This window comes from Mesorhizobium sp. M7A.F.Ca.CA.001.04.2.1, assembly GCF_003998485.1.
Classification (GTDB): Bacteria; Pseudomonadota; Alphaproteobacteria; order Rhizobiales; family Rhizobiaceae; genus Mesorhizobium; species Mesorhizobium ciceri.
In genome coordinates this window covers 51,275-76,758 of the sequence record NZ_RZQT01000012.1, presented here as the reverse complement: position 1 = coordinate 76,758, position 25,484 = coordinate 51,275, and the positions used below count along the sequence as shown (strand labels likewise).

Here is a 25,484-nt window from a genome sequence, read left to right as displayed (position 1 = left end):
AGGAGACATCATGCGATGACCGATGAACTTGAAGGGGTACGGGACCATTATCGCGCGACGGGCCTGACCGAGCGGCTGAAGACGGTGTTGGCTGCCCTCGGCCCGGAGGACCAGCTCCTCACGCCCCAACAATTGGGCGTTCTCGACCAGTTTCACACCCGTGGGCTAGCTGCCACCGCCGAGCTTGCCCAATTGGCGGGGATCGCTGCCGGCATGTCGATACTGGACGTCGGCTCGGGCGTCGGTGGGCCGGCGCGCTTTCTGGCTGCGACCTATGGCTGCCGGGTTACTGGCGTGGATCTCAGCGAGCCTTTCGTGGATGCCGCGCGCTATCTGACCGAGCGCACGGGACAGAGCGGGCAGCTGTCGTTCCAGACCGCCAGCGCATTGGAGCTCCCATTCGACGATGGCCGTTTCGACGCGGTGCTGTTGCAGCACGTGGCGATGAACATCTCTGACCGGACGCTGCTCTACAGCGAGATTCGGCGCGTGCTGAAGCCAGGCGGCAGGTTTGCCACATACGACGTCGTGTTGTCTGGAGGCGAGCCGCACTATCCGCTTCCCTGGGCGAGAACGCCGGCGACGAGCTTTCTCCTAACAGCCGGTGCGACGCGCGAGGCGATCGAACCGGCCAGCTTCCGCATGCTGGCATGGCAAGACGACACCGACGCCGCCAAGGCGTGGTTCGCACAGTTGCGCGCGTCGGGGCCGCCGCCTTCGCCCAATCTCGGCGTGGTGATGGGACCGGACTTCGCTGAGCTTGCGGCCAACCTCGGACGAAATCTTATGCAAGGTCGGCTCGGTATCCTGACCGCAGTGTTCGAGGCCGCATGAACCAATTGTCGAGAGGAGGCCAGATGTCCACCGAAGTCCTATTCCAAATCCATCTTGTTCTGGGCTATGTCGCGTGGCTGCTTTGCTTCGCTGTATACGGTTTGCCGTGGCTCAGATCGATGGACCGGGTCGCGGCGCAACGCGCTGTTGCCACTCTGCACAGCTTCCGCTTCTTCGGGCTGGTCTTCCTCGTTCCGGGTGTCGTCAGCCCCGATTTGCCTGCCGGCTTTGCCGTGTTTGCTGCCTACGGCGACCTTGCAACAGGAGTGCTGGCCATGCTGGCGCTGCTCACGGCAAGGATACCTCGGCTCTTCTGGGCGCTCGTCGTCGCCTTCAATCTGGTCGGGACGGTTGATCTGATCGTAGACTATTACCACGCCATCCAGGTCGGCCTCCCCCAGCGTGCGGGCGAACTGGGCGCCACCTACGCGATCCCGATCATCTACGTGCCGCTGCTGATGATCACGCACATCGTCGCGTTCTATTTTCTGGTGCGTCCCCCGCAGGCCGCCGCTTGGACTGTCGCAGACTAGTCCTTTGCCGCCGCCTTGATGTCCAGCAGGCCGTAGCCGAAATCATTGTCGCGTCCCTTGGGACCGAGATCCCTGGCCGTTGCCGCGAGCGCCTTTTCGATGTCGTCGGCCGAGCGATCGGGCGCGGCATGGATGAGATTGGCGATGGCGCCGCTCACGATCGCCGCGGCAAACGAGGTGCCTGTGACCAGATCCGAGCCGGCGCCGCTCGGCGCCACCATCTCGACGCCGGGTGCCGAGATGAAGACATAGGCGCCGCGATTGGCCTGCGGCATCAGCCCGTCCTTGGCATCGGTGGCGGTCACCGCGACGACACCATCGAAGGCGGCCGGATAGCCATAGGGCGCCTTCGGCCCGTTGTTACCGGCTGCGGCGACCAGCACCATGCCGAGCGCGCGGGCATTGCGGCAGGCGACGCCGAGCAAATCGTTCTTCGGCCCGACAAAGCTCATATTGATGATGCGCACGTCCTGTTCCGCCGCCCAGTCGAGCGCCGACAGGATGACGTCCATGGTCGACTTGCCGCCCTCGAAGGCGCGGGCGTGATAGATTTTTGCGCCCGGTGCCATGCCTTCCAGCGCGCCGACGCCGGCGATCAGCCCGTCGATCGACGTGCCGTGATCGCGCTTTTCGATCGGCACGTCGGGCATGGCGTCGAACTGCCCGGCAATGACGCCCGAGAGCGCCGGGTTGGTGTCGTCGATGCCGGTGTCGATCACCGCGATGCGGACGTTTTCTCCGCTGGCCTGCTTGGAATCGAGTGCAATGCGGTCGAACGCATAGTTGACGATGCCGGCGGCCTGCTGCAGCGAATAGACGTGATTGGGCTCGCGCCGCTGGGTGCGGCCGTCGGCGGCCAGTTGCGCCAGCACGACGCCGACGGGCCGGCCGTCGGGAATGCCGAAGCGCACCAGTGTGGTGCCAAGCAGCCGCGACTGGCGCTGCGAGCGCACCTGCAGGCCGAAGGAGGCGGCGATCTGCTGGACAGCGCCGGCATCGCCGTCGACGGTCACCAGCACCTCGTCGGGCACGAAATCGCCAACCACCGCGCGCGGCGGCTGAACGGCAATGAGATCGGTCGGCGAGACGATCGGGCCACCGGGCGGGGGGCCGGCTTGAGTGTCGGCCGGCGGCGTCGCCGGTTCGGGCCGTGGCGTCGGCACAGGGGTCGGGGGCGCCGCCGGGTTGGGAAACAGGTCGACGATCAGGGCCGGCAGGAACACCGCGCCGGATTGCGCCGCATCCGATCCGCCCTCTGTGTCGCTGCCATCCTTGGCGCAGTCGGCGCCTGCCGCATTGGTCCTGTCGCGGCAGTCGATTTTCGTCTGGTCGGGATTGGGATCTTTGGTCTGCGCCGACGCGGGCACGGCGACGATTGTCATCGCCGCCGCAAGCATTGCCGCAAATCGAATGACCGCCTCAGCCGCCATCAAGCGGTTTCCTTCCCTCGATCACAGTCTCCGTGAAAGCCTGGGCGGCAACAAGGCCGATTTGCCTGGTGTAGTCGGCTGCGTTGGCAGCCGGGATGCCAAGCCGGAACACGCCGTCGGCGGTCGGTCCGCCGACGATCTTCAGCTCGTTGCTGCCGAGGAAGGCGGAAATGTCCGACATCTTCGCATCCGGCTTGAACTTGACCAGGGCGAACGGCATTTTCGCCAGATCGTCTTGCGCGCCGGCAATCTCGAAATCATTGCCCTTTCCGCCGGGTTCGACAAACGACTGCACCATGACCAGCGCCAGCAGAACCGCGGCTGCCGCCCAGGCGACGCCGACCGGCACCGCCATGAAGCGGCCCCAGGCCTGCGCCAGCCAGGACGATCCTGCCGGCTTGCGCGCAGGCCCGGCCTCGGCGTCGAGTGCCTTGGCAAAGCGGCTGAGCGCATCGGCCGGCGGCCGGATTGCTTCGTTGGCGGCCGTGGCGCCGGAGAATTCGGCTTCAGCTTCGCCAAGGGCGGCAAGTGCGGCCGGATCGCTGGCCAGCCATTCCTCGACCGCTTCCAGGTCGGAACCTTCCAGCGAGCCGTTCAGGTAGAACGGCAGCAGCGTTTCCATTTCGTCGCGGCGCGACATCTTTTCAGCGGCGCTCATGGCCACCCCCTGTCGTAACCGGCGGCCTTGAGAGCCTCGCCGAGTTTCTTGCGGGCGTAGAACATCCGGGTCTTGACGGTGGCGACCGGAATGTCGAGCACCTCGCTGATCTCGCTCACCGACTGCCCGTGATAATAGGCAAGATCGATGACGACGCGATGCTCTTCCGGCAAGGCGTCGACGAAGCGCCGCAGGGCGGCCGCCTTGTCTTCCTTCATGGTGACGACTTCCGGCGTGTCAACGCCGTCGGGCACCGCGGCGGCGGCCTCGTCGTCGATCCAGTCTTCCTTTTTCTTGCGCAGAAAGGACAGCGCCTTGAAACGGGCAATGCCGAGCAGCCATGTCGAGACTTCGGAACGCCCTTCGAAGCCGGGCGCCTGGCGCCACAACTCGAGGAAGACTTCGTTGGCGATATCGTCGGCCATCATTTCCGATCCGGTCTGGCGCGCCACGAAGCGGTAGACCCGCGCGTGGTGACGCATGAACAGGAGCCGCACGGCGGCTCGGTCGCCCTTCGCGACCCGGTCGACGAGCGCGCGATCGGTCTCCGTCGCTGCCGTCATGGCCGGTCGAGCCGCCTGGCTCCTGTCTGCTCTGTCGCTGATCGGCCCAAAAAGGTTCATCCTCCGCCAAGGAATTTTGCGGAGGCTAACCGAAGAGCGCGGAGGTTGCCAGAGGTGCGCCTCTTCCTTCTCCCACAAGGGCAGAAGGGAAGAGCTTCGCGGACCGCTTCTCACTCCAAGAAAGACTTCGCCTTCATCGTCGCGGGCACGGGAACACCCAGTCGGCTCAGCACCGTCGGCGCGAGCTGCAGCTGGTCGAGTAGTGTGTCCGCATCCGGCCCTTTGCCTTGTCCAAAATAATACAGCGCGAAATCCTGCATCTCGTCGTCATGGCCGCCGTGATGGCCACGATCGGTCTGGCCGTGATCGGCGGTCACGATCACCTCATAGCCGGCTTCGATCCAGCGCGGCAGGAAGGCGGCCAGCATGCCGTCCATCGCATAGACGGCATGGTCCATCTCGTGGCAGTCGTGGCCGAAGCGGTGTCCCATCGAATCCAGCGTGCAGGTGTGCAGGATGCCGTAGTCGATGCCATGGCGTTTCGTCAGCATGGTCAGCGTCGCGAACAGGTCGACATCGCTCGGCGTCATCTGGTTGCGGAGATTGTAACCGGTCATGGTGTGGAAGCGGCCATGCGTGATCGGCCCGCCTGGCTCGTCGAATTCCATGCCCTCGACCAGGTCGAACGGGTAGGCGCGGAAGAATTCCGACCAGTAGGAATGGGTCACCGCCCCCGTCTTGCCGCCTGCCTTGCTGACCTCGGAGAAGATATCGGGCTGCTCGACGCGGAAACGGTTCTCATTGGAGAGAATCCCGTGCACCTGCGGCGAAACCCCGGTGTGGATCGAGGCATAGCAGCAGGCCGAGGTCGACGGCAGCACCGAGCGCATCTTCCAGACCTGCGCCTCGCCCGATTGCACCCAGCCTTCGAGATTGCCCATCAGCCGGCGCCAGTTCCGGTAAGGCACGCCATCGAGGATGATCAGCAGAAGCTTGGATTTGAGCGCCACGGGCTGCTCCATGCGGTTGGCGGTTGAAACGGGAACGCCGTGTGCCGTCCCGGGCACACGGCGTTCTGATAGATGAAATCGGCCGATCAGGGTCCGCTCAAGCGTTGAGCCAGCACTCGGCAAGCGCGTAGCCGTCCATCATTTCGCCGATAGGGCTCTTGGCATAGCCGCCGATCTTGTTGGTGGCGGCCGCGTCGATGAACTGGTTGAAGAAGGGCACGATCAGCCCGCCTTCGTCACGCATCATCACTGCCATATCGTGGTAGATCGCCTGGCGCTTGGCCTGGTCGAGCTCGCCGCGCGCGGTAAACAGCATCTTGTCGAATTCCGGCCGCTTGAAGCGCGTGTCGTTCCAGTCGGCGGTCGAGACATAGCCGGTGGAATACATCTGGTCCTGCGTGGCGCGTCCGCCCCAGTAGGAGAGCGAGAAGGGCTGCTTGTTCCAGACCTCCGACCAGTAGCCGTCGCCGGGTTCGCGCTTGATCTCGATCTTGATGCCGGCTTTGGCGCAGGACTGCTGATAGAGCTGTGCGGCATCGACGGCGCCCGGGAAGGCGACGTCCGAGGTGCGCAGCACGATCGAGCCGCTGTGGCCTGATTTCTTGTAGGCTGCCGCCGCCTTGTCCGGATCGAACTTGCGCTGTTCGATATCGGCGGAAAACAGCGGATAGGCCTCGTTGATCGGGAAGTCGTTACCCACCGAGCCATAGCCGCGCAGGATCTTTTCCAGCATCTCGTCGCGGTCCATGGCTAGCTTCAGCGCCATGCGCAGATCATTGCTGTCGAAAGGTGCGGTGTCGCAGAACATGTTGAACGGATAGTAGCCCTTGCCCGAGACGTTCTCGATGGAAACGCCCGCGATGCGCTTGACCAGATCGACGACCTTGGGTTCGACGCGGTTGATCATGTGCACCTGGCCGCCTTGCAAGGCTGCAAGCCGTGCGGTCGCATCATTGATGACGATGATCTCGACCTGGTCGGCATGGCCGGCCTTGTCGCCAAGCCAGTAATTGGCGAAACGCTCGCCGCCATGGCGCACGCCTGGCTGGTTGACGCTAACCTTGTAGGGTCCGGCGCTGATGCCGGCATTCGGATCGTCCTTGCCGCCATTCGGCTGGATGACGAGATGGTAGTCGGCCATCAGATAGGGGAAGTCGGCATCGGCGTCGCCGAGCGTGACGATGACTTCCTTGCCGCTCGCCTTGACGCCCTTGATGTTCTTGAGGATGCCGAGTGCTCCGGACTTGGACTTCTCGTCCGCATGGCGCTCGATGGTGGCGGCAACGTCCTCCGCGCCGACCGTCTTGCCATTGTGGAACTCGATGCCATCGCGGATCTTGATCGTCCATGTCTTGGCGTCGGCTGAGGCGCCAATCTCTTCGGCAATCAGGTTGACCAGCTTGTTGTCCGGTGTGAGGCGCACAAGATACTCGCCCCAAAGCTTGCCAAAGCTGAAGGTTACCTGGCTGAGATTCAGCGCCGGATCGAGGCTGTTGGTGGATTCCCCGCCCTGCAGGCCAGCCTTGATGATACCGCCCTTCACCGCCGTCTGGGCAAATGCCTTGCCGGCCAGCGCCGGCATCATGGCCGCCGATACGCCGAGCGCGGCGGCGCGCCCAAGAAAGGCACGGCGCGATATCCGGCCGTGACCGGCGAGTTCGGCGAGATAATCGAGTTCAGTTTTCATGTCCTACCCCTGTTTAAAAGTCGTGCGAGCGGCGCTCGTCCCGAAGGACGTGTGGCGCTCTAGTGTTGCATCCGGATGACGGTCGCTGACGCCCCTATGTGGCAGCTTGGTCTGACACAATTTCCAGGGGAAGCGCCTGCCTTTTTCTTCCGGCAGTATTGGTTCCCAGTTTTCCCGGAATTGCTTTAGTTCCCCGCGCTGGCCATGCGCCGTCCCTTGATTGCCTTTTCCAGCCAGCCGATTTCCATCTCTGGAACCGAGGAGAGCAGCAGGTCGGTGTAGGCGTCGAAGGGCGGGCTCAGCACCTTGCCCTTGGGGCCGTAACGCACCACCTCGCCGCGATACATAACCGCGATTGAATCGGCGATCGACTTCACCGTGGCAAGGTCATGCGTGATGAACAGATAGGCGACGTTCTCTTCCTTCTGCAACTCCAGCAGCAGCTCGAGGATGCCGTGTGCCACCAGCGGATCGAGCGCCGAGGTCACCTCGTCGCAGATGATCAGCTTCGGCTTGGCGGCAAGCGACCGGGCGATGCAGACACGCTGTTTCTGGCCGCCGGAAAGCTCGGCCGGGTAGCGGTCGGAAAATCCCTTGCCCATCTCGATCTTGTCGAGCAGTTCGGCAACGCGTCTGTCGCGCTCACGGCCGCGCATGCCGAAATAAAACTCCAGCGGCCGGCCGATGATGGTGCCGACGGTCTGACGCGGGTTCATCGCCACATCGGCCATCTGGTAGATCATCTGCAACTGGCGCAGATCCTCCTTCGGCCGGTCGGCCAGCCTGTTGGCCAGCGCGCGTCCGTCGAAGGTGACGGTACCCTGTTCGGGTGGCAAAAGTCCCGTGATGGCGCGCGCCAGCGTCGACTTGCCGGAGCCGGACTCGCCGACCACGGCCAGCGTCTGGCCCGGATAGATGTCGACGGATACGTCCTTCAGCACCTTGATATGGCTGCGGCCATAGGCGGCGGTGACGTTCTTCACCGACAGGAACGGCGACGTGCCGGGCTTCTGCTCCTGGTGTTCGATCTCATGCACCGAGACCAGCGCGTTGGTGTATTCCTGGCGCGGCTCCTTGATGATCTGCCTTGTGCCGCCCCATTCGACCAGCCTTCCATGGCGCAGCACCATGATCTCGTCGGAGACCTGGGCGACGACGGCAAGGTCGTGCGTGATGTAGAGCGCAGCGACATGGGTGTCGCGGATGGCGTCCTTGATCGCCGCCAGCACGTCGATCTGCGTCGTCACGTCGAGCGCCGTGGTCGGCTCGTCGAAGACGATCAGGTCCGGCTCGGAGCACAGGGCCATCGCCGTCATCACACGCTGCAACTGGCCGCCCGAAACCTGGTGCGGAAAACGCTCGCCGATGGTTTCAGGGTTCGGCAGGCTGAGCTTCTTGAACAGCGCAACCGCGCGCTTCTCGGCCTCGGCGCGTGTCGCGGTGCCGTGCAGCAGGGTGGCTTCCACCACCTGGTCCATCAGTCTGTGCGCCGGGTTGAAGGCCGCTGCCGCCGACTGCGCGACATAGCAGACCTCGCGGCCGCGTAATTTGCGGAAGCCGTCCTTGCCGCCCTTGAGGATGTCGCGGCCGTTCAGGATCACCTCGCCGCCTGTGATGCGCACGCCGCCGCGGCCGTAGCCCATAGACGACAGGCCGATAGTCGACTTGCCGGCGCCGGATTCGCCGATCAGGCCGAGCACCTTGCCCTTCTCGAGCGTCAGTGAGACATCGTGCACCAGCACGATGTCCTTCGGCGGTTCGCCGGGCGGGAAGACGGTAGCCTCGATGCGCAGATTGCGGATGTCGAGCAGCAGGCCTGACTTCGGTTGCCCGAGCTTCGCTTTGGTGTCGGCCATCACCCGCGTCCTCCCTTGAGGCTTGTCGTCCGGTTGAGCACCCAGTCGGCAACCAGGTTGACGGAAATCGCCAGCAGCGCGATCGCCCCCGCTGGGATGAGTGCGGCCGCGATGCCGAACACGATGCCGTCTTTGTTTTCCTTAACCATGCCGCCCCAGTCGGCGTCCGGTGGCTGCACGCCAAGGCCGAGGAACGACAGCGTCGACAGGAACAGCACCGCGTAGATGAAGCGCAGACCGAGTTCGGAAACCAGCGGCGACAATGCGTTGGGGAGGATCTCGCGGAAGATGATCCAGCCGCTGCCTTCACCGCGCAGTTTCGCCGCTTCGACATAGTCCATGACGTTGATGTCGACGGCGACCGCGCGCGACAGGCGATAGACGCGGGTCGAATCCAGAATGCCCATCACCAGGATCAGCGTCACCAGATTGGTCGGCAGCACCGACAGCACGACGAGACCCATGATCAGTGTCGGGATCGACATCAAGAGATCGACGAGGCGCGACAGCAGCGTGTCGAACCAGCCGCCGAAGACGGCCGCCGAGAAGCCGAGAATGGCGCCGAGCGAGAACGACAGCGCGGTGGCCAGCACCGCGATGAACAAAGTGATGCGGGCGCCGTAGATCATGCGCGAAAGCAGGTCTCGGCCGAGATTGTCGGTGCCCAGCAAATGGGCAGCCGACATCGGTTCCCAGACGTCGCCGACGATTTCGCCATTGCCGTGCGGCGCGATCCAGGGGGCGAAGACCGCCGCAAGCACGAACAATGCCGTCAGCACGATGCCGATCAGCGCGGGGATGGGGATGCGTTTGATATCGAGCATATCCGCCCCCTATTTCGGATGTCTGAGACGCGGATTGGCGACGATCGCCGCTATGTCCGCAATGATGTTCAGGCTGATATAGACGGCGGCGAAGATCAGGCCGACCGCCTGCACCACCGGCACGTCTCGCTTGGTGACGTGGTCGACCAGATACTGTCCCATACCCGGATAGACGAAGATCACCTCGACCACGACGACGCCAACGATCAAGTAGGCGAGGTTGAGCATGACGACATTGATGATCGGCGCGATGGCATTGGGGAAGGCGTGCTTGCGGATGACGTTGAAGGCCGACAGGCCCTTCAGTTCCGCCGTCTCGACATAGGCCGACTGCATGACATTGAGGATCGCCGCGCGTGTCATGCGCATCATGTGGGCGAGCACGACCAGCGTCAGCGCCGTCGCCGGCAAGGCGATCGCCTGCATCCGTTCGCCAAAAGGCATGCCGTCATAGACGGTCGAAATGCCGGGGAATATCTGCCATTTCACGGCGAAGAAATAGACCAGCACATAGCCGATGAAGAATTCGGGAAACGAGGTCGAGGCCAGCGCCAGCCCGGAGATCAGCTTGTCGACCCAGCCATTGCGGTAGCGCACCGCGATCAGGCCGAGGATGATCGCCAGCGGCACGGCGACGATCGCCGCCCAGAAGGCGAGGAACAGCGTGTTCCACAGCCGTCCCTTGATCGACGTGGCGATGTCCTGCCCGCTCGACATGGCCGTGCCGAGATCGCCGGTCAGCACGCCGCCCAGCCAATGAAAATACCTGAGATAGGCTGGCTGGTTGAGTCCGAGCTGCTCGCGCAGATTGGCAAGCGACTCCGGCGTCGCCGACTGTCCGAGAATGGCTTGCGCGACGTCGCCGGGCAGGATCTGGGTGCCGGCGAAGATCAGGACCGAAACGGCCAACAAGAGCAGAATGCCCAGCGCAACGCGCTGGGCCACCAGTTTCAAGATGGGTGAGGACATATCCGCAAGGCCAAGCTCAGGCTTCGAGCCAGCACTTCGCCAGCGCGTAGCCGTTCATCAGCTCCTGATGCGGATCGTCGACCCAGCCGCCGACCTTGGCGCCGGTAGCGTCGATGAACTGGTTGAACATCGGCAGGATCAGGCCGCCCTCGTCTCGTACCAGGACAGCCATGTCATGATACATCTGCTTGCGCTTGGTCTCGTCGAGCTCGGCGCGCGCCGCCAGCACCATCTTATCGAAGTCAGGACGCTTGAAACGCGTGTCGTTCCAGTCGGCGGTCGACAGATAAGCGGTGGAGTACATCTGGTCCTGGGTCGAGCGGCCGCCCCAGTAGGACGCGCAGAAGGGCTGCTTGTTCCAGACCTCGTTCCAATAGCCGTCGCCGGGCTCACGCTTCAGCTCGATCTGAATGCCGGCCTTGGCCGCGCTCTGCTGGAACAACTGCGATGCATCGACGGCGCCCGGGAAAGCGACGTCCGAGGTCCGCAGCAGGACCGCGCCGTCGTGGCCGGACTTCTTGAAGTGGAACTTGGCCTTGTCGGGATCGTATTTGCGCTGCTCGATCTCGGTAAACAGCGGATAGGACGCATTGATCGGGAAGTCGTTGCCGAGCGAACCGTAGCCGCGCAGGATCTTGTCCAGCATTTCCTCGCGGTCGATGGCCAGCTTCAGTGCCATGCGCAAATCGGCGTTGTCGAACGGCGCCGTGTTGCAATGCATGATGAACACGTAGTGGCCAGGACCCGCGTGGTTGCGGATGGTGACGCCCGGCAGGCGCTTGATCAGGTCGACGATCTTCGGCTCGACGCGGTTGATCACGTTGACCTGGCCGCCCTGCAGGGCGGCCGTGCGCGCTGTCGCATCGTTGATGACGATGATCTCGATCTGGTCGGCATGGCCCATCTTGTCGCCCTGCCAGTAATTGGCGAAACGCTCGCCGCCATGGCGCACACCGGGCTCATTGGTCGTGACCTTGTAAGGACCGGCCGAGATGCCTGCGTCAGCCTTGTCCTTGCCGCCATTTGGTTGGACGATCAGGTGATAGTCGCTGAGCAAATAGGGCAGATCGGCATTGGCCTCCTTCAGCGTCAGCACGACTTCCTTGCCGCTGGCCTTGATGGTCTCGATACCTTTCATGTAGCCGAGCGCGCCGGATTTCGACTTCTCGTCGGAATGGCGCTCGAGTGTGGCGGCCACGTCCTCGGCGGTCACTGTCTTGCCGTTGTGGAATTCGACGCCGTCGCGGATCTTCAGCGTCCACACCTTGGCGTCGTCCGACGAGCCGATCTCCTCGGCGATGCGGTTCTCGAGCTTGCCTTCCGGCGAAAGCTCGACAATCAATTCGCCCCACATCTTGCCGAAGGCGAACGGCACCTGAGTCATGAACAGTGCCGGATCAAGGCTGTTGGTGGATTCGCCGCCGACAAGTCCGGCCTTCAGTGTGCCGCCCTTGACCGGGCCTGCCGCGCGTGCAGCGCTTGAAAGCAGCGAGTTGGCGAAGGGCGCGGAGATACCGAGCGCCGCCGCCCGGCCGAGAAAATCACGACGGCTCAGTTTGCCCGACGCGACACGCCGGCTAAGAAATTCCAGTTCGTTCGACATTTTTGAGTTCCTCACTCTGTTGGTTCGACTCTGCGGTCGTTTTTCTTGTTTCTTGTGAGGAGAATAATGACCGCAAGGGAAAGCGGTAAGCAAGACCGAATGCGACATGCCGTGGCGTAAATCGTACGTCGCAATTGGACCAATGAAATCGGCATTCAAAGAAGCGCGCGCGGCACCTTCTCCTCGAAATTGCGCTCGAAGACGAGGGTTTCGTCCTCATAGGCCTCGATTCTGGCGCTGACGATGAAGTTTTGCGCATCCGATCGCATTTCGGCTGTCGTTTCGGTGCGTACTGACCATCCGTTTCGCGACAGGGTCTGCGTCCAGTGCGTCTTCCCCGAGGCCGACAGCGGATCGTCGGGATGGATCGTCCAGGTCTCGCGGGCGATGCTGCCATTGGCGAGGCGATGGGCGAGATCGCGCACCTCGCCGAAATCGTCAACAATGGAAAGCGTCACCATTCCGGTCTTCTCATCACGATCGACATGACGCTCTGAATTGGCGGCGCGGATCGTCTCTGTTGCCCAGGGGGTGGCACCTTCCGGCTCGGCGAACGTTACTTCGTCGCCTGTCGCCAGCGGCCGCAGCGGCAAATTGAGCGTCGCCGTCGACAAGGTGAGCTGGACCGGCTCCGGCGACGGCCAGATGGCAGGCCAATAGGCGTTCGAAACGGCAACACGCAGCCGGTGGCCGGCCGGCACACGATAGGCGCATTGATCGAGCACGACGCGCACCGAGACGGTTTCGCCCGGCACCAGCGCCTCGGGGAATTCGTGCGAATTGCGGTGCGTCAGATTGAGCACGCCATAGGAGATCAACTCCGAGGCGCCGTCGGGATGCACATCGCAAAGCCGGACCGCGATGTTGGCCTGCGGACGATCAGAGGACAGCCGCAGCTCGACCTCCGGCGCTCCGACGATGTCGATCGGCTCGATGAGTTCCGGCTGGTCGAGACACACCGACAGCGCATCGTCGGGGCGCTGGTCGCCGGGCAGTTCGGGACCGAAGGTGAAGGGAAAATACTCGCCGCCGGCCAGGCCGCAGCTTTGCGGAGAGGCGATGATGGCGGGTTTTTCCGTTGAGGGGATCAGATCAACCGTTTGCATCTTGATGGTTGGCGAGGGCCATTCCTGCTCCGCCGCCCAACGGCCGGGACGCTCGGGGTGCCAGCGCGCCGGACGCACGCTGTCCATGACATAGGCGCGGTAGGCCGGGTCGGCCTCGACACCGGTGTCGACACCCTTCAGCCAGCGGTCCCACCAGCGCAAGGCCTCCTGCAGGAAGCCGATGGCAGGCTTGGGCCCGGCGTAGTGCGGGTATTTGTGGATCCATGGCCCGACGATGCCCTTGACCGGGGCTTGGATGTTGGTCGCCAGATGCGAGACGGTGTTGCGGTAGCCGTCATGCCAGCCGCCGATCGACAGCACGGCGGCTTTGACGGCGGAAAAATCCTCGCAGATCGAGCCGCGCTTCCAGTAGGCATCACGGTGCTGGTGTTTCAGCCACAGCGGCGCCAGGAAGGATTGGTTCTCCAGCCGGGTCAGCCACAGATCGCGCCACCGGTTGTCGCCGGCCAAAAGCGGATCCGGCGGCCGCGACGAGTAGGACAGCATGGTCGAGGCCCAGCCGAAATTCTCGATCAGCAGGCAGCCGCCCTTGTAGTGGATGTCGTCGGCATAGCGGTCGACGGTCGAGCACAGGCTGATCACCGCTTTCAGCGCCGGCGGCCGCTTGGCCGCCACCTGCAGGCAGTTGAAGCCGCCCCAGGAAATGCCCATCATGCCGACATTGCCGTTGCACCAGGGCTGGCTTGCCGCCCAGGCGATGACGTCGCAGGCGTCCTGCAATTCCTGCTCGGAATATTCGTCGTCCATCAGCCCTTCGGAATCGCCATTGCCGCGCATGTCGACGCGGATCGAAGCATAGCCGTGGCCGGCGAAATAAGGATGCGTCAGCTGATCGCGAAAGATGGTGCCGTCGCGCTTGCGGTAGGGCAGATGCTCTAGGATGACAGGCACCGGATCGTCGCCCGCATCCTCCGGCATCCACACCCGCGCCGACAGGCGGCAGCCATCCGGCATGACGATGCCCATGTCCGGGAATTCGACGATTTTGCGGGCAAATTCGGTGACGGTTTTCATGGCATGCTCCAGGATCGCCAGATGATGGAGCCTGCCGTGCCGCGTCGTGGGCCAGCCAACGAATTCGGCTGGTCAATCCGCGTCAGTTCAGCGGGATATCGTTATCGTCCTTGTTCGCCTGATAGATGTTGGACAATTCATCGTAGCGCGCCGAAATCGCGCCGATACGGGTCTCCAGCCGTCGCCGCTCTGCCTCGGGCAACGCTCGCACCAGCCTGCGGATAGAAAAGCTCTTCCAGTAGGCATTCTCGGCATTGTAGCCGCCGGGATCGAGGGTGAAGACCTCTTTCAGGATCTTCAGGTCGTGCGGGATGGCGAAGCTGTCGCGCGAATCCTCGTGGCTGAACAGATAGTAGAAATTGTCGAAGCCGGTCCAGGTGATCGCCGACAGGCACAGCGAGCAGGGTTCGTGCGTGGCGATGAAGATGGCGTCTTTCGTATCGACGCGCTCAGCCCTGGGCATTTCGTAGAAACGCTTCAGGCAGTGTACCTCGCCATGCCAGAGCGGGTTTTCCATCTCGTTGTTGGTTTCAGCCAGCACCAGCGAACGGTCGTCCTTGCGCAGGATCGCCGCGCCGAACAGCTTGTTGCCATAGGTAACGCCCTCGGCCGTCTTCGGCACGATGTCGTGCTCGATCACATCGAGCAGGCGGTCGATCAGTGAAATATCGGTCACAGGAGGCTCTCGTTGGGCAAGTGGATCTCGTAGGCGTGCGAGAAATGGAACTCTTCGAGATTGGAGCCATCGCCGCCACGGTCGACGATCAGGAAGTCCTGAGCCTCGCCGAGCGGCGTCAGCACGCCATGCCAGAGATTGCGCCGGTAATTGATGCCTTGTCCGGGTGCGGTGATGAAGGCATGCGGCTCGCCCGGCCCCTGCTCCCCGTCATGGCAGACGACGACCAGGAAGGGGCGCGGCGAGAGCGGGATGAAGGCCTGGCTGCCGAAGGGATGGCGCTCGACCATGCTCAATTTCAGGGGCAATTCGTAGGGCGTGCCGCGCACCATCGAGATCAGCACGCGGGCGTTCGGACCGGTTGCTTCGGCGGTAGCCAGATCATGATGGCGCTCGGCCCTGCCGCCATTGATCGGGTAGTGGTTGTCGCCGCCCATGTCGATGACATCGCCGAAGGGGGCAAAGCCCTCGCGGGTCAGCGGCCGCGCGACGATACGGGTCACAGCGCGCGCCTTGCGATGCCGGCGCCGCCGAGCTTGGCGTGCCGGTTGACATCCTTGTAGAGCAGATAGCGGAATTTACCCGGGCCACCGGCATAGCAGGCCTGCGGGCAGAAGGCGCGCAGCCACATATAGTCGCCGGCCTCGACCTCGACCCAGTCCTGGTTGAGGCGGTAGACGGCCTTACCCTCCAGCACATAGAGACCGTGCTCCATGACATGGGTCTCGGCGAAGGGAATGACCGCGCCGGGTTCCAGCGTGACAATGGTCATGTGCATGTCGTGGCGCAAATCTGCCGGATCGACGAACCGCGTCGTCGCCCAGCGGCCTTCGGTGCCGGGCATCGGCGTTGGCGCGATCTCCTGCTCATTGGTGAAGAAGGCTTCCGGCACATCGAGACCGTCGACCACCTCGTAAGCCTTGCGAATCCAGTGGAAGCGCACGGCGGCCCTGCTTTCGTTGCGAACCGTCCAGCCGCTGGCCGGCGGCAGGAAGGCAAAGCCGCCGGGCCGCAACACATGCGTCTTGCCGGCAAGCAGAACCGTCAGTTCGCCTTCGACCACGAACAGAGCGCCTTCGGCGCCGGCATCGGGTTCCGGCCGATCGCTGCCGCCGCCGGGCGCGACCTCGACAATGTATTGCGAGAACGTCTCGGCAAAACCCGATAGCGGTCGCGACAAGATCCAGACGCGGGTTTCGTCCCAGAACGGCAACGCACTGGTCACGATGTCCTGCATCACACCCCGGGGAATGACGGCATAGGCCTCGGTGAAGACGGCGCGGCCGGTCAGAAGCTCGTTCTGGCCGGAATGGCCGCCATGTGGCGCGTAATAGGTTCGCTCGGGCATCCTGATCGTATCCATGGTTTCAAACCTATTGCGGAAGCATGTCCTTGAGGCGGAGCAGCGCGATGCGCTCGACCTGTTTGCAGGCGGTCTCGAATTCGACGCCGCGGCTGTTGCCGATGCGCGCCTCGAACTCCGCCAGGATTTCCTCCTTCGTCTTGCCCTTCACCGCGATGATGAAAGGGAAGCCGAAGGTGGTGACGTAGGCGGCGTTGAGCTTGGAAAACAGTTCGCGCTCCTTGTCGGTCAGCGCGTCGAGGCCGGCCGAGGCCTGTTCCCTGGTCGATTCCGCCGTCAGCCGTTTGGCCTTGGCCAGCTTGCCGGCAAGGTCGGGATGGGCGTTGAGCACCGAAAGCCGTTCGGTTTCGCTGGCGGAGCGGAAGATACGGCAAAGCGCATTGTGCAGGCCGCCCGAAGTGTCATGCGCCGGGCCTAGTTCCAGTTCGTAGGCGCGTTCGGCGATCCAGGGCGAATGCTCGAACACGCCGCCGAAAGTGTGGACGAAGGTCTCGAATTCCATCTTCGATGGACGGAGTGCCGCCGGTTGATAAGGATTGACCTCTTGCCAGTGCTTGGCGATGTCGATGCGCCTCGCCAGCCAGACCTTGTCGTGCGACTTCACATAGTCGACGAAGCGCTTCAGCGCCGCCACCCGGCCCGGCCGCCCGACGAGGCGGCAGTGCAGGCCGATGTTCATCATGCGTGGCCGGCCGGCCTTGCCCTCGGCATAGAGCGTATCGAAGCTGTCCTTCAAATAGGCAAAGAACTGGTCGCCCGAGTTAAAACCTTGCGGCGTGGCGAACCGCATGTCGTTGGCGTCGAGCGTATAGGGGATGATGAGCTGCGCGCCGCCCTCATGCTCGAACCAGTACGGCAGCTCGTCGTCATAGGTGTCCGACACATAGTCGAAGCCGCCTTCTTCCGCCACAATCCGCACCGTGTTGATCGATGTGCGACCCGTATACCAGCCGGTCGGGCGCGCGCCGGTCACTTCGTAGTGCAGCTTGATCGCCGCCTCGAGGTCGCGGCGCTCATCCTCGGCGCTGTGGTCGCGGTAGTCGATCCATCTTAAGCCGTGCGAAGCGATCTCCCAGCCGGCGTCCTGCATGGCCGCTACCTGATCCGGCGAACGGGCGAGCGCTGTGGCGACGCCGTAGCAGGTGATCGGCACTTGCGACTCGGTGAACAGCCGGAGCAGCCGCCAGAAGCCGGCGCGGGCGCCGTATTCGTAGATGGATTCCATGTTCCAGTGGCGTTGACCCACCCAGGGTGCCGCGCCGACGATTTCCGACAGGAAGGCTTCGGACGCCTTGTCGCCATGCAACACGCAGTTTTCGCCGCCTTCCTCGTAATTGACGACGAACTGCACGGCGACATGTGCACCGCCAGGCCATTTCGGGTCCGGCGGATTGGCTCCGTAGCCGCGCATGTCTCTGCTGTAACGCATCGTCCCTCCCGCCGGGCACGGCCCGAAGTATGATCAGAATATCGAAAGGGTGCTTCTCGCATTCCCCCGAAAATTTTTGAAAGTGTTTTTGTCGCACTCCGCTCGACCGGGACTTATGCATCGCCTTTAATTGGCGCACAATTCACTGTTGATACTTGACCGTACCGGGCCAATTCGCTCGTACCGGAAATGGGAGGCGGCCAATGGCAGAAACGTCGAAAGCCGACGGCGGGCGTCTGACGACCCATGTCCTCGACACGGCGACCGGCAAGCCGGCGGCGGGACTGTCGATCGCGCTCTATCACCTCGAGGGCAAGGCGCGGACACATCTGAAGACCGTTCTCACCAATGCCGACGGCCGTTGCGACAAGCCGCTGCTCGCCGGCGCGGAGTTCCGCACCGGCGAATACGAACTGGTCTTCGCCGCCGGCGACTATTTGCGCCAGCAGGGGTTGAGCCTGCCGAAACCCGCCTTTCTCGATGTGATACCGATCCGCTTCGGCATGGCCGAGCCTGTGCATTATCATGTGCCACTGCTGGTCTCGCCCTACGGTTACTCGACCTACAGGGGGAGCTGAGGCATGACCAAAATTAGCATCCGCAACGAAATCCGCTTCATTCTCAATGGCAGGGATGTGGCGCTTTCGTCGGTGGCACCCGACGCGACCTTGCTCGACTGGCTGCGGCTCGACCGTTCGCTGCGCGGCACCAAGGAAGGGTGTGCCGAGGGAGACTGCGGTGCCTGCACCGTGCTGGTCGGCAAGCTGTCGGAGGGCGGCTTGGTCTATGAAAGCGTCAATGCCTGCATCCGCTTCCTCGGCTCGCTCGACGGCACCCATGTCGTGACGGTCGAGCATCTGCGCGGTTCACCCGGCCAGTTGCATCCGGTGCAGCAGGCGATGATCGATTTCCACGGCTCGCAATGCGGCTTCTGCACGCCCGGCTTCGTCATGTCGCTCTATGGCTTGTGGATGAAGTCGCCTGATCCCTCGAACGCGGATGTCGAAAAGGCTTTGCAAGGCAATCTCTGCCGCTGCACCGGCTACGAGGCGATCATGCGCGCCGCGCAGGCCATCTCCAGCTACGGCAAGGCGGCAAAGGACCCGCTGGCCACGGAACGCAAGGCGATCACCGCGAGGCTCGAGGCCATGCGTGACGGCGCCCGGGTCGAGATCGGAACCGGCAAGGCGCGGCTGGTCGTGCCGGCCGATGTCGACGATTTCGCCGCCGTGCTGGACAAGGAACCCGGCGCTACCATCGTGGCCGGCTCGACCGATGTCGGCCTGTGGGTGACCAAGCACATGCGCGATATTTCACCGGCCATTTTCATCGGCGATCTCGACGGGCTTTGCACCATCTCGGAAGACAAGGGCGTCATTTCGATCGGCGCCGGCGTCACCTACACTGACGCCTTCGCGACATTGGCGAAGCGCATCCCGGCGTTGGGGCCATTGTTCGATCGCATCGGCGGCGAACAGGTGCGCAACATGGGCACCATCGGCGGCAACATCGCCAACGGCTCGCCGATCGGAGATACGCCACCGCCATTGATCGCACTTGGCGCAAGTCTCACCTTGCGCAAGGGCAAGAAGCAGCGGACGATCCCGTTGGAAACCTTCTTCATCGCCTACGGCAAACAGGATCGGCAGCCGGGTGAATTCGTCGAGGCCGTGCATGTGCCGGTGCCGGCCAAGGAAACGAAGTTTGCCGTCTACAAGATCACCAAGCGTCGCGACGAGGACATTACCGCGGCCCTTGGCGCGTTTTTCCTGGATCTGGCCAAGGACGGAACGGTGGCCGACATTTGCATCGCCTATGGCGGCATGGCAGCGACACCTAAACGGGCCCTCGGTGTCGAGCAGGCCCTGCTCGGCAAACCCTGGACGGAGGCCACGGTCGAGGCGGCCATGGCCGAATACGCCAATGATTTCACGCCGCTGACCGATATGCGGGCAAGCGCCGAATATCGGGCGCTGGCGGCAAAGAACCTGCTGTTGCGTTTCTTTGCCGAGACCAGCGGCACCAAGGCGCCATTCCAGGTCTCACGGCACGAGGCGGCGTGATGCATATCAGCGCCAGCAAACCAATAGCGTCCTTCTCCCCGTTCACGGAGAGAAGATGCCGGCAGGCAGATGAGGGGCGGCGCCGTCGTCGATCGGTATCTGCAAACCAGTCACGGTCAGCGTCGCCCCTCATCCGACCCTTCGGGCCACCTTCTCCCCGTGAGCGGGGAGAAGGGAAAAGAGGCATTCGATGAACAAGCACGCTGCCCCCAACCTCAAGGCTGAAAAGATCGCTGGCGGCGTCGCCACCGATCAGCGCCACGATTCCGCGCACAAACATGTCAGCGGTACCGCCGTCTACATCGACGACATGCCGGAACCATCAGGCACGCTGCATGGCTGCCTAGGGCTTTCCGGTGCCACGCATGCCACCATCACCAGCATGGATCTTTCGGCGGTGCGTAGAGCGCCCGGTGTGGTCGACGTGTTGACGGCCAGTGACGTGCCGGGCGAAAACGACATTTCGCCGACCGGCCGCCACGACGAGCCGGTGCTTGCCGACGGCAAGGTGCAATTCTACGGCCAGCCTATCTTCTGCGTTATTGCGCAAACTCGCGAGCAGGCGCGCCGCGCCACAAGATTGGCAAAGGTCGAATACAAGGAATTGCCTTTCGTCACCGACATCGGCGCGCTCGATCCGAAGAAGGACAAGCTCGTCACGCCGCCTCTCACCCTGAAGCGCGGCGATGCCGCTACGGCGATCCGTCAGGCGCCGCGCCGGCTAAAGGGAAAAATGCGCATCGGCGGCCAGGAACACTTCTACCTCGAAGGCCATATCGCCATGGCCGTTCCTGGCGAGGATCAGGACGTCACCATCTATTCCTCGACCCAGCATCCAAGCGAAGTCCAGCACATGGTCAGCCATGCGCTCGGCGTGCCGAGCAATGCCGTCACGGTGGAAATCCGCCGCATGGGAGGCGGCTTCGGCGGCAAGGAAACGCAGGGAAATCAGTTTGCCGCATTGGCCGCGATCGCCGCGAAGAAGCACCACCGCGCGGTGAAGATCCGGCCCGACCGCGACGACGACATGATCGCCACCGGAAAGCGTCATGATTTCCTCGTCGATTACGAGGTCGGCTTCGATGACGAGGGCAACATCCTCGGCGTCGATTTCATTTTCGCGGCGCGCTGCGGTTTTTCGTCGGACCTTTCCGGCCCGGTAACCGATCGCGCGCTGTTCCATTGCGACAATACTTATTTCTGGCCGGCTGTGCATGCGCAGTCGGCGCCGCTCTACACCAACACCGTGTCGAACACCGCCTTTCGTGGTTTCGGCGGCCCGCAAGGCATGGTCGGCGCCGAGCGCGTCATCGACGAGGTGGCCTTTGCCGTCGGCAAGGATCCACTCGAAATCCGCAAGAAGAATTTCTACGGCACCAGTGGTGACGGCGAGGGGGGCCGCAACATCACGCCCTACCACCAGACGGTCGAGGATAACATCATCCAGCGCATCGTCGCCGAGCTGGAGCAAAGCGCGAGCTATGCGCGGCGGCGGCGTGAAATATCGGCCTTCAATGCCAACAGCCGTTTCATCAAGCGGGGCCTCGCTCTGACGCCGGTCAAATTCGGCATCTCGTTCACCGCCACGCATTACAATCAAGCCGGCGCGCTGGTGCATGTCTACACCGACGGTTCGGTGCATCTGAACCATGGCGGAACCGAGATGGGGCAGGGCCTCAACGTCAAGGTGGCGCAGGTGGTGGCGGAAGAGTTCCAGATCGATCTCGACCAGGTGAAGATCACCGCGACAACGACCGGCAAGGTGCCGAACACTTCGGCTACGGCAGCGTCGTCCGGCTCCGACCTCAACGGCATGGCGGCGCAGAATGGCGCGCGCCAGATCAAGGATCGGCTGACCGATTTCGCCGCCGAAAAATATCAGGTGCCGCATGATCAGGTGCTGTTCCTGCCCAACCGGGTGCGCATCGGCAACCAGGAAATCGCCTTCGCCGACCTCGTCAAGCAGGCCTATATGGCCCGCATCCAGCTGTCGGCGGCTGGTTTCTACAAGACGCCGAAAATCCACTGGAACCGCGACAAGGGCGAGGGCCGCCCCTTCTATTATTTCGCCTATGGCGCCTCGTGCTCGGAGGTCTCGGTCGACACGCTGACCGGCGAATACATGGTCGAGCGTACCGATATTCTCCATGACTGTGGCCGCTCGCTGAACCGGGCGATCGATATCGGCCAGATCGAGGGCGGCTTCATCCAGGGCATGGGCTGGCTGACGACGGAAGAACTGTGGTGGGACGCCAAGGGCCGGCTGCGCACGCATGCGCCGTCGACCTACAAGATCCCGCTCGCCTCCGACCGGCCGAAGATCTTCAACGTCACCTTGGCCGACTGGCCGGAAGCCGGCGAGCCGACCATCCACCGCTCCAAGGCGGTCGGCGAGCCGCCGTTCCCGCTCGGCATGTCGGTGCTGCATGCGCTATCGGACGCGGTGGCCAGTGTCGCCGACAACAGGATCTGCCCGCGCCTCGATGCTCCGGCGACCCCGGAGCGGGTTCTAATGGCGATCGAGCGGCTGAAGAAGGAGGCCGGCGCCTGAATCCGGCCCCAGGGTCGGCAATGCGTGCAATCCGGGCCGAAAAAACCTATATTTCCCATTCGGGAACGTGAACCATGAACTCGAAAGTGCAAAGCCTGAAAGCCTTTCTCGCCAGCGCCGGTCGGGTTGCCCTGGTCGAAGTGGCCGGAACAAAAGGCTCGACGCCACGCGAGAAGGGCGCCTTTATGCTCGTCTCGCAGACGGCGATCTTTGGCACCATCGGCGGCGGTCAGCTCGAATATATGGCAATCGACAAGGCCAGGCAGATGTTGGGCAAAGAAGTCCGCATCGAGGTTGACGAAGTCTGCGCTATCCTAGACGTCCCGCTGGGTCCCGAGATCGGCCAATGCTGCGGCGGGCGCGTCGAAGTCTTGATCCGGCTCGTCGATGCTGCGCTTGCCGGCGACCTGGTTGCGGCCGCGGAAGCCGAGGAGGCGCACCTGCCGTACGTCTACATCTTCGGTGGCGGCCATGTCGGCCAGGCGCTGGCATCGGCGATCGCACTTCTTCCCGTGCACGGCATCGTCATCGAGACGCGGGCCGAAGCACTGGAAGGCATGCCCGAAACCATCGAGACACGGCTGACAGCTATGCCGGAAGCGATGGTGCGGAATGCCCCCGCCGGCGCAGCCTTCGCCATCCTGACCCACGATCATGCGCTGGATTTCCTGATCGTCGCGGAAGCGCTGAAACGCGGTGACACCGCCTATGTCGGCATGATCGGCTCGAAGACCAAGAAAGCGACGTTCAGGACTTGGTTCCTGAAATCGGCGGACGGCAGCCAAGCCGAGTTTGCCCGCCTCGTCTCGCCAATTGGCGGCGACACCGTCAAGGACAAGCGCCCTCAGGTCATCGCGGCGCTGGCTGCGGCCGAGATCATGATGGCGCTGGTCAATCACAACGCAGCCTTTAATGCCGACCATCAAATTCCGCATGGCAGGGTGATGGCAGGCTAAGCTGCGCCGCAGCTAAACCGGCCGTTTCAAACCCAGATGGTCGCGCAGCGTGCGGCCCTGGTATTCCGTCCGGAACAGGCCGCGCCGCTGCAACTCCGGCACGACGAGCGTGGCAAAGGCATCGAGTTCCCCAGGGAAATATGAGGGCATGACGTTGAAACCGTCGGCCGCGCCACCCTCGAACCGCGCCTGCAGTTCGTCGGCGACTTGGGCCGCTGTGCCGACGATGCGCCAATGGCCCCGCGCGCCGGCAAAATGCCGGGCGAGCTGGCGGATGGAGAGGCCGTCGCGGCGCGATTGCTCGATGACCAGCGCTTGCCTGCTCTTCATCCCCTCGCTCTCCGGCAGTTCCGGCAGTGGCCCATCGATCGGATAGCGCCACAGATCGGAGATGCTGAGATAGCTGGACAGCAGCGCCACGCCGACATCGTCGGGGATCAGCTCCTGCAATTCCTCGTATTTTTCACGGGCCTCCGCTTCGGTCTCCGCCACCACCGGTGCGACGCCCGGCATGATCTTGATGTCGTCCGGCTCGCGCCCGTAGGCCGGCAGACGTCCTTTGAGATCATCATAGAAGGCCTTGGCTTCCTCGAAGGTCTGCGCCGCCGTGAACACCACATCGGCGGTGCGGGCGGCAAGGTCGCGGCCGACATCCGAGGCGCCGGCCTGAACCATCACCGGCGCGCCCTGCGGCGAGCGCGGCAGGTCGAGCGGATCGCGAACCGAAAAGCTCTGGCCGTTATGGCCGGAAGCCTTGCCGTGCCACAAGCCGGTCACCACCTCGGCAAACTCGCGCGCCCGTTCGTAGCGGTCGGCATGGGGCTTGAGGCCCGTCGCGCCGAAATTGGCTGCTTCGATGGGGCTGGCCGAGGTGACCAGATTCCAGCCGGCCCGGCCGCCGCTCAGATGGTCGAGCGACAGGAAGGTTCGTGCCAGCCCATAAGGCTCGTTGTAGCTTGTCGACGCTGTCGAGACGAGGCCGATGCGGCTGGTCTGGACGGCGAGCGCCGAGAGCAGGCTGATCGGCTCGAAACCGATCGAGCGCGACGTCTGGCTGGCAATGCCGATATTGGCTTCACGCAGGCCGGCGGCGTCCTCGCAGAACACCATGTCGAACTTCGCCGCCTCCGCCGTGCGCGCCAGCTGGATGTAATGATCGATGTCTATGCCGGCGGTGACGTGCGCCTTGGGGTGGCGCCAGGCGGCGATGTGATGACCTGTCGCCCACAGAAAGGCGCCGAGCTTCATCTGGCGAGCGGTCATCGGTCACCTCCGCCGGCAAGCCCGAGATGCGAGCGCAACATCGTGCCGCGATAGTTCTCTCGAAACAAGCCACGCCGCCGCAGCGCCGGCAAGACCAGATCGACGAAATCGTCGAGCGCAGAAAGCTGTGCCGGCATCAGGATGTTGAACCCGTCGCAGCCTCTCGCCCGGAATTCCTTTTCCAGCCTCTCGGCGACGGCAGCCGGCTTACTATCGGCGATAAGCGCGACGTTCGTCAGCACTTTCACAGCATCCGGATCGCGTCCGCACGCCGTGACACGGCGCCTGATATCGTCATAGCGTTCGGTCGCGCCCTCCACCAGTCCGCCGTCCAGCAGGATGACATCGGCGGTGCGAGTGGCAATATCGAAGTCGGATTCCTGCAGGCCCGACAAGACGAGCACTGGCGTATCCTGCGGCGACCGGGCGACGTTCAGCGGTCCGCGCACGGAAAAGAATTCGCCCTTGTGCTCCAGCAGGTGCATCTTTTCGGGGTCGTGGAAGCGGCCGCCGCTCTGGTCGAACAGCAGCGCGTCCGCATCCCAGCCCTGCCACAGACCTTGCACGATGCCGATATATTCCTCACTGCGACGGCGGAAATCGTTAGGCGAAAATCCTTCGGGCCGGCTGAAATTGGCTGCTTCCCGTGGCGCTTGCGTCATGGTTGCGTTCCAGCCACTGCGGCCGTGGCTGATAACGTCGAGCGAAGCGAAACGGCGTGCCAGATTGTAGGGTTGGTGGGCAATTGTCGAGGCAGCGGCAACCAAGCCGATCCTGCTTGTGACAGTCGCCAGAGCGGCCAGCAAGGTCGTCGCTTCGAAGGGCATCCGTTTGTTCGCGGCTTCGCTTTCGGACGCTGGCGCGGCATCGGCAAGCAGCACCATGTCCAGCCCGGCTGCTTCAGCCTTTTGCACGAAACCAGCCAGGCGGCTGAATTCCAACCCAGTCTCGAGTGATGGATCGGCGAGCGAAACGGCAAGATGCATTGTGGCGCCGTTGTCCATCGAGGGTTCCCTATGAGATGAAATGCCACCCGAACTATGTTCGCCACATCCTCGGATGGCAACCGCCGGCG

Annotated in this window: 22 protein-coding genes; 6 read left to right on the top strand and 16 right to left on the bottom strand. The window is 63.3% G+C overall.

The features are described from left to right. Positions 1-15 precede the first annotated feature (15 nt). Together EN955_RS06430 and EN955_RS06425 are read left to right on the top strand one after the other, a co-directional pair. Positions 16-834 carry a class I SAM-dependent methyltransferase gene (locus EN955_RS06430; RefSeq protein WP_024501949.1) on the top strand — a complete coding sequence of 273 codons (819 nt, stop codon included), beginning with the start codon at positions 16-18 and terminating at the stop codon, positions 832-834. A gap of 23 nt (positions 835-857) precedes the next feature. Next, positions 858-1,367: a hypothetical protein gene (locus EN955_RS06425; RefSeq protein ID WP_024501948.1), complete on the top strand. Its 510-nt coding sequence runs from the start codon at positions 858-860 to the stop codon at positions 1,365-1,367. Here the strand turns inward: EN955_RS06425 and EN955_RS06420 are convergent. From EN955_RS06420 to puuE, 14 genes are all read right to left on the bottom strand, one after another. Then, positions 1,364-2,797, bottom strand: a complete 1,434-nt coding sequence (locus EN955_RS06420) for a S8 family serine peptidase (protein WP_024501947.1) — start codon at positions 2,795-2,797, stop codon at positions 1,364-1,366. The two genes, EN955_RS06425 and EN955_RS06420, sit on opposite strands and share 4 nt — an antisense overlap. Further along, a complete protein-coding gene (locus EN955_RS06415) occupies positions 2,787-3,455 on the bottom strand; it encodes a hypothetical protein (protein WP_024501946.1) in 669 nt (222 codons plus the stop codon). Before EN955_RS06415 ends, EN955_RS06420 begins: the two co-directional genes overlap by 11 nt. Continuing rightward, the gene (locus EN955_RS06410) at positions 3,452-4,018 is read right to left on the bottom strand and encodes a sigma-70 family RNA polymerase sigma factor (RefSeq protein WP_024501945.1); all 567 of its coding nucleotides are present in this window, start codon (positions 4,016-4,018) and stop codon (positions 3,452-3,454) included. The genes EN955_RS06415 and EN955_RS06410 overlap by 4 nt, the downstream gene beginning before the upstream one ends. 170 nt (positions 4,019-4,188) lie before the next feature. Next, on the bottom strand, positions 4,189-5,028 hold the full coding sequence (locus EN955_RS06405) for an alkaline phosphatase family protein (RefSeq protein ID WP_024501944.1): 840 nt from the start codon (positions 5,026-5,028) through the stop codon (positions 4,189-4,191). A 97-nt stretch (positions 5,029-5,125) separates the two neighbouring features. Further along, positions 5,126-6,715, bottom strand: coding sequence for an ABC transporter substrate-binding protein (locus EN955_RS06400; protein ID WP_024501943.1), 1,590 nt, complete (start codon positions 6,713-6,715; stop codon positions 5,126-5,128). A gap of 185 nt (positions 6,716-6,900) precedes the next feature. After that, entirely contained in the window at positions 6,901-8,571 is a 1,671-nt protein-coding gene (locus tag EN955_RS06395; RefSeq protein ID WP_013528251.1) for an ABC transporter ATP-binding protein, read from the bottom strand. After that, positions 8,571-9,395, bottom strand: a complete 825-nt coding sequence (locus EN955_RS06390) for an ABC transporter permease (RefSeq protein ID WP_013528250.1) — start codon at positions 9,393-9,395, stop codon at positions 8,571-8,573. The genes EN955_RS06395 and EN955_RS06390 overlap by 1 nt, the downstream gene beginning before the upstream one ends. Positions 9,396-9,404: 9 nt before the next feature. Then, positions 9,405-10,364 carry an ABC transporter permease gene (locus tag EN955_RS06385; RefSeq protein ID WP_013528249.1) on the bottom strand — a complete coding sequence of 320 codons (960 nt, stop codon included), beginning with the start codon at positions 10,362-10,364 and terminating at the stop codon, positions 9,405-9,407. A gap of 16 nt (positions 10,365-10,380) precedes the next feature. After that, positions 10,381-11,967: an ABC transporter substrate-binding protein gene (locus EN955_RS06380; RefSeq protein ID WP_013528248.1), complete on the bottom strand. Its 1,587-nt coding sequence runs from the start codon at positions 11,965-11,967 to the stop codon at positions 10,381-10,383. A gap of 155 nt (positions 11,968-12,122) precedes the next feature. Next, the gene (locus tag EN955_RS06375; protein ID WP_024501942.1) at positions 12,123-14,108 is read right to left on the bottom strand and encodes a CocE/NonD family hydrolase; all 1,986 of its coding nucleotides are present in this window, start codon (positions 14,106-14,108) and stop codon (positions 12,123-12,125) included. 82 nt (positions 14,109-14,190) lie between these two features. Continuing rightward, on the bottom strand, positions 14,191-14,784 hold the full coding sequence (locus tag EN955_RS06370) for a nucleoside deaminase (protein WP_024501941.1): 594 nt from the start codon (positions 14,782-14,784) through the stop codon (positions 14,191-14,193). After that, a complete protein-coding gene (locus EN955_RS06365) occupies positions 14,781-15,287 on the bottom strand; it encodes an ureidoglycolate lyase (protein ID WP_024501940.1) in 507 nt (168 codons plus the stop codon). The genes EN955_RS06370 and EN955_RS06365 overlap by 4 nt, the downstream gene beginning before the upstream one ends. Further along, complete coding sequence (locus EN955_RS06360) at positions 15,284-16,147, bottom strand: bifunctional allantoicase/(S)-ureidoglycine aminohydrolase (protein WP_024501939.1); 864 nt, start codon at positions 16,145-16,147, stop codon at positions 15,284-15,286. The genes EN955_RS06365 and EN955_RS06360 overlap by 4 nt, the downstream gene beginning before the upstream one ends. 10 nt (positions 16,148-16,157) lie before the next feature. Next, on the bottom strand, positions 16,158-17,576 hold the full coding sequence (puuE, locus tag EN955_RS06355; RefSeq protein ID WP_024501938.1) for an allantoinase PuuE: 1,419 nt from the start codon (positions 17,574-17,576) through the stop codon (positions 16,158-16,160). A gap of 203 nt (positions 17,577-17,779) precedes the next feature. Here puuE and uraH point away from each other — a divergent pair, with 203 nt between their 5' ends. From uraH to xdhC, 4 genes are all read left to right on the top strand, one after another. Continuing rightward, on the top strand, positions 17,780-18,154 hold the full coding sequence (gene uraH, locus EN955_RS06350; protein ID WP_013528242.1) for a hydroxyisourate hydrolase: 375 nt from the start codon (positions 17,780-17,782) through the stop codon (positions 18,152-18,154). Positions 18,155-18,157: 3 nt separating this feature from the next. Then, positions 18,158-19,639 carry a xanthine dehydrogenase small subunit gene (xdhA, locus tag EN955_RS06345; protein ID WP_024501937.1) on the top strand — a complete coding sequence of 494 codons (1,482 nt, stop codon included), beginning with the start codon at positions 18,158-18,160 and terminating at the stop codon, positions 19,637-19,639. Positions 19,640-19,829: 190 nt separating this feature from the next. Next, complete coding sequence (gene xdhB / locus EN955_RS06340) at positions 19,830-22,190, top strand: xanthine dehydrogenase molybdopterin binding subunit (RefSeq protein ID WP_024501936.1); 2,361 nt, start codon at positions 19,830-19,832, stop codon at positions 22,188-22,190. 74 nt (positions 22,191-22,264) lie between these two features. Next, on the top strand, positions 22,265-23,146 hold the full coding sequence (gene xdhC, locus EN955_RS06335) for a xanthine dehydrogenase accessory protein XdhC (protein ID WP_024501935.1): 882 nt from the start codon (positions 22,265-22,267) through the stop codon (positions 23,144-23,146). A 12-nt stretch (positions 23,147-23,158) separates the two neighbouring features. On the opposite strand, the gene EN955_RS06330 is transcribed toward xdhC, so the two are convergent. After that, positions 23,159-24,409 (bottom strand): LLM class flavin-dependent oxidoreductase, encoded by a 1,251-nt coding sequence (locus tag EN955_RS06330; protein WP_024501934.1) that lies wholly within the window; start codon positions 24,407-24,409, stop codon positions 23,159-23,161. After that, positions 24,406-25,413, bottom strand: coding sequence for an LLM class flavin-dependent oxidoreductase (locus tag EN955_RS06325; RefSeq protein ID WP_024501933.1), 1,008 nt, complete (start codon positions 25,411-25,413; stop codon positions 24,406-24,408). Before EN955_RS06325 ends, EN955_RS06330 begins: the two co-directional genes overlap by 4 nt. Positions 25,414-25,484: the final 71 nt, after the last annotated feature.

Bases quoted from the DNA above. Each gene is read 5' to 3' on its own strand.
- EN955_RS06420 (WP_024501947.1), bottom strand. From the start codon at position 2,797: ATGGCGGCTGAGGCGGTCATTCGATTTGCGGCAATGCTTGCGGCGGCG.
- EN955_RS06390 (WP_013528250.1), bottom strand. From the start codon at position 9,395: ATGCTCGATATCAAACGCATCCCCATCCCCGCGCTGATCGGCATCGTG.
- EN955_RS06385 (WP_013528249.1), bottom strand. From the start codon at position 10,364: ATGTCCTCACCCATCTTGAAACTGGTGGCCCAGCGCGTTGCGCTGGGC.
- EN955_RS06425 (WP_024501948.1), top strand. From the start codon at position 858: ATGTCCACCGAAGTCCTATTCCAAATCCATCTTGTTCTGGGCTATGTC.
- uraH (WP_013528242.1), top strand. From the start codon at position 17,780: ATGGCAGAAACGTCGAAAGCCGACGGCGGGCGTCTGACGACCCATGTC.
- EN955_RS06400 (WP_024501943.1), bottom strand. From the start codon at position 6,715: ATGAAAACTGAACTCGATTATCTCGCCGAACTCGCCGGTCACGGCCGG.
- xdhB (WP_024501936.1), top strand. From the start codon at position 19,830: ATGAACAAGCACGCTGCCCCCAACCTCAAGGCTGAAAAGATCGCTGGC.
- EN955_RS06430 (WP_024501949.1), top strand. From the start codon at position 16: ATGACCGATGAACTTGAAGGGGTACGGGACCATTATCGCGCGACGGGC.
- EN955_RS06380 (WP_013528248.1), bottom strand. From the start codon at position 11,967: ATGTCGAACGAACTGGAATTTCTTAGCCGGCGTGTCGCGTCGGGCAAA.
- EN955_RS06375 (WP_024501942.1), bottom strand. From the start codon at position 14,108: ATGAAAACCGTCACCGAATTTGCCCGCAAAATCGTCGAATTCCCGGAC.
- EN955_RS06360 (WP_024501939.1), bottom strand. From the start codon at position 16,147: ATGGATACGATCAGGATGCCCGAGCGAACCTATTACGCGCCACATGGC.
- puuE (WP_024501938.1), bottom strand. From the start codon at position 17,576: ATGCGTTACAGCAGAGACATGCGCGGCTACGGAGCCAATCCGCCGGAC.
- EN955_RS06415 (WP_024501946.1), bottom strand. From the start codon at position 3,455: ATGAGCGCCGCTGAAAAGATGTCGCGCCGCGACGAAATGGAAACGCTG.
- EN955_RS06410 (WP_024501945.1), bottom strand. From the start codon at position 4,018: ATGACGGCAGCGACGGAGACCGATCGCGCGCTCGTCGACCGGGTCGCG.
- xdhC (WP_024501935.1), top strand. From the start codon at position 22,265: ATGAACTCGAAAGTGCAAAGCCTGAAAGCCTTTCTCGCCAGCGCCGGT.
- EN955_RS06395 (WP_013528251.1), bottom strand. From the start codon at position 8,571: ATGGCCGACACCAAAGCGAAGCTCGGGCAACCGAAGTCAGGCCTGCTG.
- xdhA (WP_024501937.1), top strand. From the start codon at position 18,158: ATGACCAAAATTAGCATCCGCAACGAAATCCGCTTCATTCTCAATGGC.
- EN955_RS06330 (WP_024501934.1), bottom strand. From the start codon at position 24,409: ATGACCGCTCGCCAGATGAAGCTCGGCGCCTTTCTGTGGGCGACAGGT.
- EN955_RS06325 (WP_024501933.1), bottom strand. From the start codon at position 25,413: ATGGACAACGGCGCCACAATGCATCTTGCCGTTTCGCTCGCCGATCCA.